This window comes from Pseudoxanthomonas dokdonensis (assembly GCF_001431405.1).
Taxonomy (GTDB): Bacteria; Pseudomonadota; Gammaproteobacteria; order Xanthomonadales; family Xanthomonadaceae; genus Pseudoxanthomonas_A; species Pseudoxanthomonas_A dokdonensis.
Genome location: NZ_LDJL01000006.1, coordinates 56,273 through 70,125, shown reverse-complemented (window position 1 = coordinate 70,125; position 13,853 = coordinate 56,273). Strand labels below are relative to the sequence as shown.

11 protein-coding genes are annotated in these 13,853 nt (G+C 63.4%); 8 read left to right on the top strand and 3 right to left on the bottom strand.

Annotated features, from left to right (window positions below; translation table 11 throughout):
- The first annotated feature begins 2 nt into the window (after positions 1-2).
- From ABB29_RS06680 to ABB29_RS06665, 4 genes are all read left to right on the top strand, one after another.
- Positions 3-1,532 carry a CoA-acylating methylmalonate-semialdehyde dehydrogenase gene (locus tag ABB29_RS06680; RefSeq protein WP_425414739.1) on the top strand — a complete coding sequence of 510 codons (1,530 nt, stop codon included), beginning with the start codon at positions 3-5 and terminating at the stop codon, positions 1,530-1,532.
- A gap of 181 nt (positions 1,533-1,713) precedes the next feature.
- Positions 1,714-2,955: an MFS transporter gene (locus tag ABB29_RS06675; protein WP_211260695.1), complete on the top strand. Its 1,242-nt coding sequence runs from the start codon at positions 1,714-1,716 to the stop codon at positions 2,953-2,955.
- A 9-nt stretch (positions 2,956-2,964) separates the two neighbouring features.
- Positions 2,965-3,777: an inositol monophosphatase family protein gene (locus ABB29_RS06670; protein ID WP_157062534.1), complete on the top strand. Its 813-nt coding sequence runs from the start codon at positions 2,965-2,967 to the stop codon at positions 3,775-3,777.
- The gene (locus tag ABB29_RS06665) at positions 3,774-5,237 is read left to right on the top strand and encodes an alkaline phosphatase D family protein (RefSeq protein ID WP_057657839.1); all 1,464 of its coding nucleotides are present in this window, start codon (positions 3,774-3,776) and stop codon (positions 5,235-5,237) included. The genes ABB29_RS06670 and ABB29_RS06665 overlap by 4 nt, the downstream gene beginning before the upstream one ends.
- Here ABB29_RS06665 and ABB29_RS06660 read toward each other — a convergent pair.
- Entirely contained in the window at positions 5,203-7,254 is a 2,052-nt protein-coding gene (locus ABB29_RS06660) for a TonB-dependent receptor plug domain-containing protein (RefSeq protein WP_083487586.1), read from the bottom strand. The genes ABB29_RS06665 and ABB29_RS06660 overlap by 35 nt on opposite strands.
- 108 nt (positions 7,255-7,362) lie before the next feature.
- Here ABB29_RS06660 and ABB29_RS06655 point away from each other — a divergent pair, with 108 nt between their 5' ends.
- Genes ABB29_RS06655 through ABB29_RS06645 form a run of 3 tightly spaced genes read left to right on the top strand, consistent with a single transcriptional unit; the run spans position 7,363 to position 9,727 of the window.
- On the top strand, positions 7,363-7,689 hold the full coding sequence (locus tag ABB29_RS06655) for a PepSY domain-containing protein (protein WP_057657837.1): 327 nt from the start codon (positions 7,363-7,365) through the stop codon (positions 7,687-7,689).
- Entirely contained in the window at positions 7,689-8,351 is a 663-nt protein-coding gene (locus tag ABB29_RS06650; RefSeq protein ID WP_057657836.1) for a response regulator transcription factor, read from the top strand. The genes ABB29_RS06655 and ABB29_RS06650 overlap by 1 nt, the downstream gene beginning before the upstream one ends.
- Positions 8,348-9,727 (top strand): sensor histidine kinase, encoded by a 1,380-nt coding sequence (locus ABB29_RS06645; protein WP_245622560.1) that lies wholly within the window; start codon positions 8,348-8,350, stop codon positions 9,725-9,727. Before ABB29_RS06650 ends, ABB29_RS06645 begins: the two co-directional genes overlap by 4 nt.
- A gap of 51 nt (positions 9,728-9,778) precedes the next feature.
- Here the strand turns inward: ABB29_RS06645 and ABB29_RS06640 are convergent, their stop codons facing one another.
- Both ABB29_RS06640 and ABB29_RS06635 read right to left on the bottom strand, forming a co-directional pair.
- A complete protein-coding gene (locus ABB29_RS06640; RefSeq protein WP_057657835.1) occupies positions 9,779-10,645 on the bottom strand; it encodes a hypothetical protein in 867 nt (288 codons plus the stop codon).
- Between the two features lie 183 nt (positions 10,646-10,828).
- The gene (locus ABB29_RS06635; RefSeq protein ID WP_083487584.1) at positions 10,829-11,557 is read right to left on the bottom strand and encodes a helix-turn-helix domain-containing protein; all 729 of its coding nucleotides are present in this window, start codon (positions 11,555-11,557) and stop codon (positions 10,829-10,831) included.
- 255 nt (positions 11,558-11,812) lie between these two features.
- On the opposite strand from ABB29_RS06635, the gene ABB29_RS06630 reads away from it, so the two are divergent.
- Positions 11,813-13,825 carry a serine hydrolase domain-containing protein gene (locus ABB29_RS06630; RefSeq protein ID WP_057657834.1) on the top strand — a complete coding sequence of 671 codons (2,013 nt, stop codon included), beginning with the start codon at positions 11,813-11,815 and terminating at the stop codon, positions 13,823-13,825.
- Positions 13,826-13,853 lie beyond the last annotated feature (28 nt).

Genomic DNA, 13,853 nt, shown 5'->3' with positions numbered 1-13,853 from the left:
CTTTGCAAGCACCGACGCCAAGAGGAAAACCCATGCGCACTCTTCATCACTTCATCGGCGGCCGTCAGGTCGCCGGTGCTTCCGGTCATTTCGGCGAAATTTTCGATCCAAATACCGGCGCCGTCCAGGCGCGAGTGCCGCTGGCACGGCAGGACGAACTGGATCAGGCCGTGGCCGACGCGGAGATCGCGCAGCGAAGCTGGGCGCAGGTCAACCCCCAGCGCCGCGCCCGGGTGATGTTCGAGTTCAAACGGCTTCTGGAAGTTCACATGGAGGAACTGGCGAAGCTCCTGTCGAGTGAGCACGGCAAAGTCATCGACGATGCCAAGGGTGATATCCAGCGCGGTCTTGAGGTCATAGAGTTTTCCTGCGGGATTCCGCACCTGCTCAAGGGCGAGTACACACAGGGAGCGGGACCGGGTATCGACGTATTTTCCGCACGCCAGCCGCTGGGTGTGGTCGCAGGCATCACTCCGTTCAATTTCCCGGCGATGATCCCGATGTGGATGTTTGGGCCCGCGATCGCAAGCGGCAATGCCTTCATCCTCAAGCCGTCGGAGCGTGACGCCTCGGTGCCGGTGCGTCTGGCGGAACTGATGCTTGAAGCAGGCTTGCCTGCCGGTGTGCTCAACGTGGTCCACGGCGACAAGGAAACGGTGGAAGCGATACTGCGCCATCCAACGGTCAAGGCGGTCAGCTTTGTCGGTTCCTCCGACATTGCGCAGTCGGTGTACGCGTTGGGCAGTCAGCACGGCAAGCGCATGCAGGCAATGGGAGGCGCCAAGAACCACGGCATCGTGTTGCCGGATGCGGACCTGGACCAGACCGTTGCCGATTTGATCGGTGCCGCCTATGGTTCTGCCGGCGAGCGTTGCATGGCGCTGCCCGTAGTCGTGGCAGTGGGCGAAGCCACTGCCAATGCGCTGAGGGAGCGCTTGGTTGCGGCCATCGGCAAGCTGCGTGTCGGCGTGTCCGGCGATCCGCAGGCCCACTTCGGCCCGGTCATCACCGCAGAACACAAGGCACGCATTGCCCGCCATGTCCAGGCCGGCGTGGATGAAGGTGCCGAACTGGTGATCGACGGCCGCGGTTTCGAACTGGCGGGCCACGAGGGCGGCTTCTTCCTGGGACCATGCCTGTTCGATCACGTCAAGCCCGGCATGAAGACCTACGAAGAGGAAATCTTTGGTCCGGTGCTGCAGATCATGCGGGTTGAAACGTTCGAGCAGGCGCTGCAACTGCCAAGCCGGCATCAGTATGGCAATGGAGTGACCATCTTCACCCGCAATGGCGATGCGGCGCGGGAGTTCGCCGAGCGTGTCGAGGTGGGCATGGTCGGCATCAACGTGCCGATTCCGGTACCGGTGGCTTATCACAGCTTCGGCGGTTGGAAGCGCTCAGGCTTTGGCGACCTCAATCAGTACGGCGTGGATGGCGTTCGCTTCTTTACCCGGACCAAAACGGTGACCCAGCGCTGGCCCAGAGGTGGCGCGGTCTCGGACCAGAGTTTCGTGATTCCCACGATGCGCTAGATAGGGAATTTTCTTCATGGCGTTGACGAACAAGTGACGTGAACAACGCAGGTCAAGGTGTTCCTGGGAGGGAATCGTGACGGGTGGAATCCTGAGGTTTTTCGCGACGGGGAGCAGCGCTTCGCCGTTGCAGGATGCAGGTCAGATTGATGCCCTGTACAAGCGGCACAGGTTCCGGGTGATGCTGGCGATAACCCTGGGATACGGGCTGATCTACACCTGCCGGCTCGCATTGGGCGTGGTGAAGAAGCCATTGATCGATGCCGGGGTATTCTCGCCAACCGACCTGGGGATGATCGGTTCGGCGTTGTTCTATACCTACGCCATCGGCAAGCTGACCAACGGTTTCCTCGCCGATCACGCCAATATTCGTCGCTTCCTGGGTTTCGCGTTCCTGATGACCGCGTTGTGCAATCTTGCAATGGGCTTCACTACCACTTTGTGGGTGGCGGTGGTGCTGTGGGGGCTCAACGGCTGGTTCCAGAGCTTTGGCGCTCCCGGTGGGGTGGTGGCCATGACCAGTTGGTTCTCCAATCGCGAGCGCGGTCGCGCCTATGGCGTGTGGAGCACCGCCCATTCCATCGGCGAAGGCCTGACCTTTCTGGTGGTCGGCAGCGCGGTGGCGGTGCTGGGCTGGCGATGGGGGTATTGGGGGCCGGGTTTGATCGGGCTGGCGACTGCGGTTGGCTGCTATCTGTTGATACAGGACCGGCCACAGACCCTGGGCTTGCCGGAGGTCAATGACTGGAAGAATGATCACTACGCGGGAACGACCAAGCCCGGCATCGGATCCGTCCTCCGGCTCCAGCTCTCGATCCTCAGGATCCCCGCCATCTGGGTGCTCTGTCTGGCCAGCGCAACGACCTATGTCACCCGTTACGCAATCAACTCCTGGGGCATCCTGTACCTGCAGGAAGCCCGTGGCTACAGTCTTCCACAAGCGGGCACGCTGTTGATGATCAGCACGCTCGCCGGCATGGCCGGAGCAATCGCGTTCGGCTTCATCTCCGACAAGTTCTTCGACGCACGCCGGCCACCGGTCAACCTGCTGTTCGGAATCCTGGAATTGGCGGGGTTGTGCCTGTTCTTCTTCGGCCCCAACAGCTTGCCGGTGATGGTCACTGGCATGCTGATGTTCGGCATGGGCCTGACCGGGCTGGTGACATCGCTAGGAGGATTGTTCGCCGTGGACATCGCGCCCAAGAGAGTAGCCGGAGCGGCGATGGGGGTGATCGGCATTTTCAGCTACATCGGGGCCGCGTTGCAGGAACAGGTGTCGGGTGTGTTGATAGAAAAAGGCATGCGCGTGGTCGGTGATGCGCGCAGCTACGATTTCGGCCCCGTTATCTGGTTCTGGATCGGGTCTTCCATCGTTTCCATGCTGCTGGCCGCCAGCCTGTGGCGAACCCGCCTACGAGATTGAGGTTGCATAGTGATCACAGCTTCCCCTGAACTGGCCGCGATGATCGAAGCGGCGAAAACCGCCGGGGCTGGCCTGCGCCGGCATTTCGGACAACTTTCCGCGCTCGGCGTCCGGGCCAAGAGCGGCCCGGCCGACCTGGTCTCGATCGCTGACGAGGAAGCCGAGCGCTGCGTACGACGGGTGCTGGAGAAAACACGCCCGGGTTACAGCTTCCTGGGTGAGGAAGGGGGGGCTTCCATCGGCGGCGATGACGCCAACAGCTGGATTGTCGACCCGCTCGATGGCACCACCAACTTCCTGTTTGGTTGTCCACTGTGGGGCGTCAACGTCGCTCTGGCACGCGAGGGTCAGGTCATCGCTGGCGTGACCTACCTTCCGATGCTGGATGAGTTGTACGTTGCCGAGCTGGGCAAGGGCTGCTGGTTGAACGGCGGGCGGTTACGGGTGTCTTCACGTGCCACGCTGGTCGAGTCGGTGCTGGCGTGCGGCATTCCGTTCGCCGGCAAGCCGGATCATCCGCTGTTCGCCCGCGAGATGGCATTGTTGAGCGGCCAGGTCGCCGGCATCCGCCGCACCGGCGCTTGCGCGGTCGACATGGCCTGGGTCGCGGCGGGCCGTTGGGACGCCTACTGGGAGCGCGCCCTGAATGCATGGGACATGGCGCCGGGCGTAATCCTGGTGAAGGAAGCCGGCGGCGTGGCGACATCGGCGGACGGGCGCGCGCTGGACCTTTACGGCAACAACGTGTGTGTTTCGAATGGCGCAATCCACGGATTGTTGATGGCGCAATTGCAGCAGGCCAGTAACGAGGTGGGTGCATGAGGGCCGGGCGACGTGGTTTCCTGCGCGGTGCCGGCATCGCAGGCTTTCTGGCGTTGATGCCACGTGCGATCGCCGAGGTGCTCGGCTATCCGCGTGCCTTGCAGGGGCCGATGGTAGGTGCGCCGGGACCTGGTCATTTCTGCATCTGGGTACGGGCCAGTGGCGCGTTCGAAGTGAGCCTGGAGTACTCGGAGGATCGCGAGTTCAATAAGGTCTTCAAAGGTTCGAGCGCCGTCGCCGACGCGGCCAACAATGGCTGCGTGGTATTGCGTGCCGAAGGCCTGAAACCGGATACCACGTACTGGTACCGGCTCAAGTACGCGGGTCAGAGCGACCGCTTCCAGTATCTGCCGCACCGGACCCGCACCGCGCCCGCTGGCAATGCTGGCTTCCGGGTGGCGTTTGGCTCCTGTTGCCGCATCCAGTTCGATCCTGAGCAGCGTATCTGGAACGCGGTGCGTGCGTTGGAGCCGGACATGTTCCTGTGGCTGGGCGACAACATCTATGCCGACAGCGACCAAGAGGGCGCGCTGGTCGATCTGTACGGACGCGGTCGCACGGTTGAACGACTGGAGCCTCTGCTGCGTGCGACGCCGCAACTGGCAACCTGGGATGACCACGATTTCGGCTACAACGACTCCGATGGACGCAGCCCGTACAAAGCCGATGCATTGCGTATCTTCAAGCAGTTCTGGGCCAATCCCGGATATGGCGAAAGCGACAATCCCGGCGTGTATTTCAAGCAGCATTATGGTGGCGTCGACTTCTTCGTGCTTGATGGCCGTTACCATCGCGACCCGACCGACAAGGTTGACGACGCCAACAAGACGATGCTGGGCGCACGCCAGAAAGCCTGGCTCAAGCGCGAGCTCAAAGCCAGTCGCACACCGTTCAAGGTCTTGGCCATCGGAGGCGGCTGGTCTTCCGCGGAGAACGAGAAAGGCGGCGACTCGTGGGGCGTCTACCTGACCGAACGCAACGAGCTGTTCGACTTCATCCGCGACGAGGACATCGGCGGTGTCGTCTGCATCTCCGGTGACTCACACATGGGTGAACTCAACTGCATTCCGCGTTCGCAGGCGGGTGGCTATGACATCTATGATTTCTGCTCGTCACCGCTGGCACAGATGCCGGCCAACAAGAACCTGCGCCAGGTTCCGGAGGTGCGGGTGCGCGATACCTGGACGCGCTCGGTCAACGTGGGCCTCCTGCACTTCGACATGGACGCGGATACACCGACGTTGCGCTACACGTTGCACGACGTGATGGGTGAGGCGGTATGGGAACCCCTGGTGCTGACGCCAGGGGATCTGCGCAACGGTGCCAGCACCTGGCAGGAAAAGTCCGATCCCGAGGAACTAAGGCGCCTGCAGCGCTTCCGCGATGGCGGGGGCTACTATGGCCAGGACATGCCATCGGGTTGGCCTAGCCGCCCATATCACGACGGAACGCCAGGCTGACGTAGCCTGGCGTGCGACGCTGTCGAAGTTCAATTTCGTCGACCGGTTGCCGATCCCTTGGACCATCATATTTTTCCCGACTTTCACTGAAGTCACGGCCGAAAAGATCGGTGGCCTCGGCCCTCATCCGCCAGCGCTGGCCCAGGCGCTGCTCTGCATAAAGAGTCCAGCCTGCGCCTTCTGCTTCACGCTTGATTTCGTCGAAGCGATACTTGGTCTTTCGTTCGCCAATGTGTTCTATCAACAAGCCCCAGCTGAACCCGCGCTCGGCGAGGTCCTGGCTGATTTCGATTTCACCTTCGAATGGCTTTTCCTCCGAAATAGCGCGCTCATTGCCGGTCACCGGGTCGGTCACCCGGCTGTTGCGCCACAACAACGCGGAACGGATTCGCCCACCCACCAGGCCAATCCCCTCCAACGGGGTTGAGTAATCGAGGCTGAAGGTGTCGCGTGTACCGCTGCCGATATTGCCGGGGGCGTCAAAGCCGCCATCGTCACTGCTCACCAGTACCCGATCGACCACGTCCGTGATCCAGTCATGGCTCAAGCCCAGGGTAAGTGCACCATCATTGGCGAAAGTATGTTCCCACGCTGCGGCAAGTTGCCAGGTCTTGTCCGGTTGCAGTTGTGCGTTGCCTGCGCTGACCGAATCCGAATCCAGCGAGGCGGACGCGGCGAAATCCTCGAAATCGAGCTGGCCGACTTCGCGTGCCAGCGACGCGCGAAACTGATCGTTGCCATCCATATCCCAACGCAGCGCCAAGCGTGGTTTGGGGTAGCGAAACGAACGCCTCAGCTGGATATCGCCAGTTTGCGCGATATAGGATGTCTCCAGTGTAAGTCCTGCATCCAGGCTCAAGTCCGGACGTGGTACCCAGGTGGTGCCCAGCGCGAATTCCGCGCGTTTCTCTTCCACACGGGTACGCGAACCCGGCAGATAGGTCGGCGTGCCATTTTCATCCAGTCGACTGTCGCTGGCCAGGAAATTGAATGCCCCTTCCAGCGACGCATTGAATGACAGGCTTGCGGAACGCAGATGGGTCAGTTCCATCCGGCCTATGCTTTCGCCGCTGTCGTTGCTTTTCGCGAAGCGTTCGGTATCGTCGCCCTCCAGCGAATGTTCCCGCTCTTCCAGCCAGCCCAGTTGCTGCAGAGCAACCAGCTCTAACGTCGTATTGTTGCCGAGAGAGCGCACGAAGCGCGCTCCCAGCTCCGCTTCATGGCTGTCTTCGCGTTCCCTGATCCGTTCGTCGTCATCGCTGGCGGTGGACGACCACATGCGGCTGTCGGCGCGCACCTGTTCGCCACGCAGGGCCGCGGTCACTGTCAGGCGACCGCCTGCAAGCGGACGCCGCCAACTGGCGTTGGCCTCAGCGTCGTCCTTGACGGTGCGGGTATCCCATTGCTGCAATCGGGTCGCGGAGTTCGATGGCTGGTCTATCCGGATGGTGCCGCGACCGGTGTCATCATCCAGTTCCGGTTGCAGCTTCACGCTGAATTCCAGTGCACTGTCATCGGCACGGCGCCCGTATTCCCATTGCAGTGCCGGTGCGGCCCAGCCATCGGTGGCAGTGACCGCACCAGCTTCAAACGCGGACTCCACACTGGCCTTGCGATGGGGGACGACATTGGCCAGCAGCGCGTATCCACCCATGTCCACACCAGGGGCACCACTTCGAATCAGCTCGACGCGCTCCACCGTACTCGCGGGAATGCGCTTCAGCAGGCTGCCGATATCCTCGCGCTTGCTGGCAGGGCGCGCGCCATCGATGAGGACATTGCCCAGCGCGGCTGCATAGCCCCGCACGTCGGCATCGGCTTCGATGATGCTGAAGCCCGGTAGCCGGGATACCATGTCATATGCATCCTTGGGAGCGGCGCTGCTGAAATAGCTGGCGGGATAGGATTCGGTGGCGGCGGTGGTGGCAGGAATGTCCTGGGCATATGCCGGTGGCATCGTCAGCAGGCTGCCAAGAACAGCCACCGACAGCGCGGAACATGCGATATTTCGAATCATGCGGTGGTGCTCCCCTGGGCCATGCAGTGAGGTTGCACCCTCGGCGCTGACAGGCCGCAGGCAGGGGGTGTCAGGTTGTTGTCAGCTACGCCTTTGCATGCTGGAGCCATGAACAGATTCCCACGCAAGTACCGCCCATTCGCCACGCTGGCACTTGTCCTTGCCGTGACCGTGTTGCCCGTGTCAGTGGCACTGGCCGACAAGGATGATCACGTGGAGGCACGTGAGCTATTACGTCGCGGTGAAATCCTGCCTTTGCCGGAAATACTGGATATGGCCCAGCGGCATGTCGCCGGCGACATCATTGAAGTGGAGCTAGAGCGCGAGGACAGCGGCTGGGAGTACAAGGTCAAGGTACTGACTTCGACCGGGCGCCTGAAGAAAGTCACCTTAAATGCACGCAACGGTGCGCTGATAAAAATCAAGGACGATTGATGCGTTGCCTTGTCGTTGAAGATGATCCCGATATCCGCAACGATCTGGCGCGGGCGCTGGAGGTCGCTGGTTTCAACGTCGATGCGGTTGGTGATGGAAAAACTGCGTGGTACCAGGGAGATGTCGAAGACTACGACGCTGCCATCCTCGATCTTGGCCTTCCGCAGCTTGATGGGCTCAGTGTCCTGCGTCGTTGGCGTGATGCGGGCAGGTCATTTCCGGTGATTGTGGTGTCAGCACGCGGTGACTGGACTGAGAAGGTCGAGGGAATCGAAGCTGGCGCCGATGACTACATTGCCAAGCCGTTCCAGATGGGAGAATTGATTGCGCGCGTGCGCGGCCTGGTGCGGCGCAGCGCGGGACGGGTGAGCAATGTGGTGGAGATTGGGCAACTGCGACTGGATACCATGCGCATGTCGGCCACTTATGCCGGTGCACCGGCCCGGCTGTCCCCCCTGGAGTACCGGCTGCTTGATTATCTGGCTCACCAGCCGGGACGCGCGGTCACCGCCGGTGAACTGGCCGAGCACCTGTATGGCGCCACGGACAGTGGCGATGCCAATGCCATCGAAGCCATCGTGGCGCGTCTACGACGCAAGTTCGGCGCGGATTTGATCGTGACGCGGCGCGGCTTCGGTTATTTGCTAATGGTGTCGGATTGATCACGCGATCACTGCGCTGGCGCCTGTTGCTGGCGGCTGCCGCCGCCGTACTGGTAGCGTTGGTGCTGTCATGGTTGTTCATGACGTTGTTGTTCCAGCGCCATCTGGAGCGCCGCCTGCAATCAGAGTTGAGCCGCGACGGCCTGGCGCTGGTGGCGGCGCTGTCTTTGGATGAACAGGGCAGGCCAGCACTGGAGCGGGAACTCAGTGACCCGAGGTTGCAGAAGCCCGGGGGGGGCTATTACTGGCAGATATCGACGGCGCAGGGCGTGCTGCGTTCGCGTTCGCTGTGGGATACCGCCTTGCCGGTACCGACACGGGCGCCCATCGACACCTGGCGCGTCATCGAGATGGTGGGCCCGCTTGGCCAGTCATTGATGGGGCTTGAGCGTCGCTTGGTACTGGAGCGTAATCGCGCCGTCGTGATCCAGTTGGCCCAGGACGTGCAACCGCTGGAGATGGCCCGCACCGAGTTTGGACGTGAGCTTGGACTTTTTCTGGTGTTGCTGTGGCTGGTGTTGTCGGCGGCGGCCTGGGGACAGGTAAGCCTGGGCCTGCGGCCGTTGCGGCGCATCCGCGGCGACCTCTCCGGCCTGCAGGAAAACGCCGGGTCGCGATTGCCGTCGTCAGGCCTGCGCGAAATCCAGCCGCTGACCGACGCCATCAATGCGCTGGCCGACGTACGTGAGCGCGATCTGCAGGTCGCCCGGCGACGTGCTGGCGATCTGGCACATGGCTTGAAGACGCCGCTGGCGGCGATGGCGGCCCAGAGCCGACGTGCGCGAGCCGCAGGTGCGATTGATGCGGCCGACGGAATGGACCGCGCCGTTGCCGCGATCCAGGCCACCGTCGATGCCGAACTTGCGCGCGCACGCGTCGCGGCGGCGGCCAACATGCCGCTGGGCGTATCGGCGCTGCGGCGGGTGGTGGAGAACCTGATCGCGGTACTCGAACGCACGGAGAGCGGTAGTCGTATCGCATTCACCGTCGAGGTGCCCGCGAGTCTGGTGTTGGCAGTGCCGGTCGACACGTTGTCAGAAATCATCGGCGCGCTGCTTGAGAATGCCGTGCGCTATGCCAAGCGCCAGATCAGCGTCAGCGCCAGCGCCGGGCCCGGTTGGACCGCAATCCGGATCGAGGACGACGGTCCGGGCATCGCCGATGGCTCGATGCAGCAGGCGTTGATGCGCGGCGGCCGGCTGGATGAGTCGGGACACGGCACGGGCCTGGGACTGGCCATAGCCGGAGACCTGATCACCGCGACGCAGGGAAGTCTGGAACTGGGTCAATCGACGTTTGGCGGGCTGCTGGTGACAATCCTGTGGCCAGGCCATGCTGGCGCGGCTCGACGGCTCAAAGGCCGCGATGATGGTTGATCCGGATCCGCAGTGCCCAACCTCGTGCGGGCTGCTTGAGCCAGGCACGCTTCAGCGATACGGCCCCGGCCCGCTCCAGACCAGTTCGCCCTGTTTGTAGACGCGCTGCATGGTCACCACTTTGCGGGCATCGCCGATGGCATCCATTTCCGGCGAACCGGGATCGACCGAGCGGCATTTGCCGGAGCCGCGCTTGATGGCGATCTGGATGTCGCAGACCATGTAGTAGCGGGTGCCGGGCAGGGGGATGGACAGTTCCTTGATGCCGGCATCGGCCCAGGCACGTAATTTGTCGTCGCTCAGTACTTCGTAATAGACCAGGTAGCCGCCCAGCTCCATGCTCGGGCCGGAGGCGCTGATGTCGCGGCCGCGACCGTTGCGCACCGCCGGGCTGGCGGACAGGCCGGCATTTTCCGGCGCGGTCTCCCTGGGCAGCATGCCCGGCGGTTGTCCGGTCCACAGCTCGGGGCGGCGGCTTTGCGAAGGCGGCGGTGGATCGCTCGGCTGTTGTGCCGGGCTGGGTGCCGGTTCAGCGCTCGGCGCTGTCGGCTGCGGTTGTGGCGTGGCCTGTTGCTGGACCGGCGGTATCGGCTGGTCGGCGCGGTCGACCAGGGTGGATTGCAGGCGCGAGGCCGCGCGTGCCGGTTTGGCCGGCTTCTTGTTGGCCAATGGCTTGGGCTTCTTGATCGGTTCCGGCGCTGGCTGCCGGGTCTGGCCCGGCTGGCCGATGAAGCGCACCTGGGTGCGGCTGCCGCCGGCGGCGCTTTGTGGCGAGCTGACAATCGGCGGCGACGAATGCAGCAGGATCAGCAGCATCAGCAGGTGCAGCAGGGCGCTGCAAAGCGCGGCAAACCAGCGCTGCAGGCGTTCGATTCTGGGTTCGGGCCGGGCTTCCGGAACGACTGGATGTTGGCTCATGCCGCCGGCGGTAGGTGGGGGGGACGGGCTTGCATCGGCAATCGACAACGGACGGCGTGGGGAGTTCCACATCGTAACGTGCGCGTGCCGGTCCCGCTGTGTTCATCGCAGGCGCGTGGAGGCGGTGGCCTGCCACGCACCGCCGCGGGTACGGCGGCGCGGCCTGTCTGCCGGCGGTGCGGCTCAGGCTTTCCTGCGGGTGCTGGCCGGCGTCTTGCGCACGGCCCTGGGCCTGGACACCGCCTCGCCAGCGGCTTGCCTGGCGGTCGATGGCGGTTGCTGCGCGGCCAGCTCGTCGCCATGCAGGGTCATCAACGACTCCAGCAGGTGTTCATCGGTGCTCGAGCACACGCCCAGCAGCAGCACTTCCTCGCAGCCTTCGGCGGCGATGTAGGCGTGGCCCATGTTGGAATCGATGTACACCGACTGCCCGGCTTCCAGGATGATCGGGTCATAGAACTCGGTGTGGACCTCGGCACGGCCCTCGAGCACGTGGATGTATTCCTCGCCGGAGTGGTGGACCAGTTCGCCGAATTCGGCGATGGTCTTGGCCCGGACCCGGGTCAACACCGGGATCATGCGCTTGCGGCGCAGCTCCGGGCACAGGTAGTAATAGTCGTAATTGGGCGTGTTGACGCGGATGGCGTCTTCGATGCGGCCGATGCTGCGGCGGGCGGTGACCGCCGGCTCGGGGGTATCGTCCTGCTCGGCGAACAGTTCCGACATGCGCAGGTTGAGGCGCTGGGCCAGTTGCAGCAGCTTGTCGTAGGTCAGGGTCAGGCGATCATGCTCGACCTTGGACAGCGTCGACAGCGGAATGCCGGAATGCTGGCTCATCTGCTTGAGCGTCCAGCCCTTGCGGGCGCGCAGCGCACGCAGCAGTCCGCCGATGGTGGGGTGTTGTGAGGTCATCCGTGGGGTCTCCGGGTATCTGCGGAAGTCTAAAGCGTCCTGTCCAGGCTCATCATTACCCCGGCCAGCAGGCGAAGCAAAGCTGCGTGGCACCAAAGCCCTGTCGCAAACGGCTACCGGGCAGGTCATCTGGCATGGTTGACAATTCTCTAATTAGGACCATTATGGCCGCATCAGGATAAGTCAACCTGTTGGCGCTGGCTAGATGCCGGACGCTGGCACGACTTGCCATCACCAGCTCCGGGGGACGAAGCGATGCGCGTGATTCCGTTCGTGTTGTGTGGTTTGTTGCTGTTCGCAGGGGGTGCGAACGGCATGACGGCGCAGGAGGCCGCACTGTCGCCGGACGCGCTGCCGCCGGCTACGCCGGTGGCGCCGGCCACGCCATTGCCGGCGGCCAGCGAAGACGGCGCGGTGCCGGCACTGACCGGTGCCGATGTCGAAGCCTGGCTGGATGGTTATCTGCCTTACGCGCTGGCCAATGGCGACATCGCCGGGGCCGTGGTGGTGGTGGTCAAGGACGGCCAGATCCTGCTGCAGAAGGGCTACGGTTATGCCGACCTGGAAACACGCGCACCGGTGGTACCGCAGAAGACGCTGTTCCGGCCCGGCTCGGTATCCAAACTGTTCACCTGGACCGCGGTGATGCAACTGGTCGAACAGGGCAAGCTGGATCTGGATGCCGACGTCAACCAGTACATCGATTTCAAGGTGCCGGCGCGCGATGGCAAGCCGGTCACCCTGCGCCAGATCATGACCCACACCACCGGCATGGAAGAACAGATCCGCGGGTTGATCACCTCGCATGCCGATGAAATCGTGCCGCTGGGCGATGCGCTCAAGCGCTGGGTGCCCGAACGCATCCACGTGCCCGGCAAGACACCGGCCTATTCCAACTACGCCACCGCGCTGGCCGGCTACATCGTGCAGCGCACTTCCGGTGAAGCGTTTGACGCCTACATCGCCAACCACATCTTCAAGCCGCTGGGCATGCAGCATTCCAGCTTCAGCCAGCCGTTGCAGCCGGCGCTGCTGGCCAACATGAGCAAGGGTTACGCCAAGGCCTCCGACGGCAAGCCCAAGGATTACGAATTCATCAGCCTGGCGCCGGCCGGCAGCCTGGCTGCCACCGGCACCGACATGGCGCGATTCATGATCGCGCACCTGCAGGACGGCGCCTATGGCGATGCACGCATCCTTGGCGCTGATACCGCGCGCAAGATGCATTCGACCGGACAGGCATCGGTCGGTCCGTTGAACAGGATGATGCTCGGCTTCTACGAAACCAGCGTCAACGGCCACCGCGCGATCGCCCATGGCGGCGACACCATGTGGTTCCACAGCGAGCTGGAGCTGTTCCTCGACGATGGCATCGGTATTTTCGTTTCGATGAACAGCAGTGGCCGCGACGGCGCCACCGGCCAGATCCGTGGCGCGCTGGTCCGTAGCTTCGCCGACCGCTACCTGCCGGGCAGTGGCAAGCGTCCACAAGCGCTGGATGCGGCGCTTGCGCGGCAGCACGCGCAGCAGATGGTTGGCCACTACGACAGCAGCCGTCGCCCACAGAGCAATCTGCTGTCGCTGGTCAATCTGCTTGGCCAGGTCAAGGTGATTGCCAACGAGGACGGCACCATCAGCGTGCCAATGGCACTGGGTGCCAACGGCGTGCCGAAGAAGTGGCGCGAGATTTCGCCCTACCTGTGGCAGGACGTGGACGGCAGCGATCGCCTGGCCGCCGACGTGGTCGACGGCAAGGTGGTGCGCTTCTCGATGGAGCCGTACGCGCCGATCATGGTGTTCGAACGCCTGTCGACGTGGCGCTCGCTGGCCTTGCCGCTGTTGATCGCCAGTCTGGCGGTGTTGCTGCTGACCGTCATCGCCTGGCCGGTGTCGGCCCTGGTCCGTCGCTATTACGGCGTGCCGTACCGGTTGTCGGGCAGTGATGCCCGTGCCCACCGCATCATCCGCCTGACCGCGCTGGCGGTACTGCTGTCGATTGGCGGCACGCTGGGCTTCGTGGTCGCGATGCTCGGTGATCTGGAAATGACCGGCCCCGGCTCGGACATCTGGATCAACCTGCTGCGCCTGTTCGCCACCGTGGTGCTGCCGCTGGGCGCACTGCTGTCGCTGTGGAATGCGTGGCAGGTGCTGCGCGCCAAGCGCAAGTGGCTGGCCAGGTTGTGGGCGGTGCTGATCGCACTGTCGTGCCTGTTCCTGCTGTGGATCGGCCTGGCCCAGCACGTCATCGGCTACGGCGCCTACTACTGATTGATCCGTGTGCGGCCGGCACTGTGCC

Bases quoted from the DNA above. Each gene is read 5' to 3' on its own strand.
- ABB29_RS06675 (WP_211260695.1), top strand. From the start codon at position 1,714: ATGCTGGCGATAACCCTGGGATACGGGCTGATCTACACCTGCCGGCTC.
- ABB29_RS06665 (WP_057657839.1), top strand. From the start codon at position 3,774: ATGAGGGCCGGGCGACGTGGTTTCCTGCGCGGTGCCGGCATCGCAGGC.
- ABB29_RS06660 (WP_083487586.1), bottom strand. From the start codon at position 7,254: ATGATTCGAAATATCGCATGTTCCGCGCTGTCGGTGGCTGTTCTTGGC.
- ABB29_RS06655 (WP_057657837.1), top strand. From the start codon at position 7,363: ATGAACAGATTCCCACGCAAGTACCGCCCATTCGCCACGCTGGCACTT.
- ABB29_RS06650 (WP_057657836.1), top strand. From the start codon at position 7,689: ATGCGTTGCCTTGTCGTTGAAGATGATCCCGATATCCGCAACGATCTG.
- ABB29_RS06640 (WP_057657835.1), bottom strand. From the start codon at position 10,645: ATGAGCCAACATCCAGTCGTTCCGGAAGCCCGGCCCGAACCCAGAATC.
- ABB29_RS06635 (WP_083487584.1), bottom strand. From the start codon at position 11,557: ATGACCTCACAACACCCCACCATCGGCGGACTGCTGCGTGCGCTGCGC.
- ABB29_RS06630 (WP_057657834.1), top strand. From the start codon at position 11,813: ATGCGCGTGATTCCGTTCGTGTTGTGTGGTTTGTTGCTGTTCGCAGGG.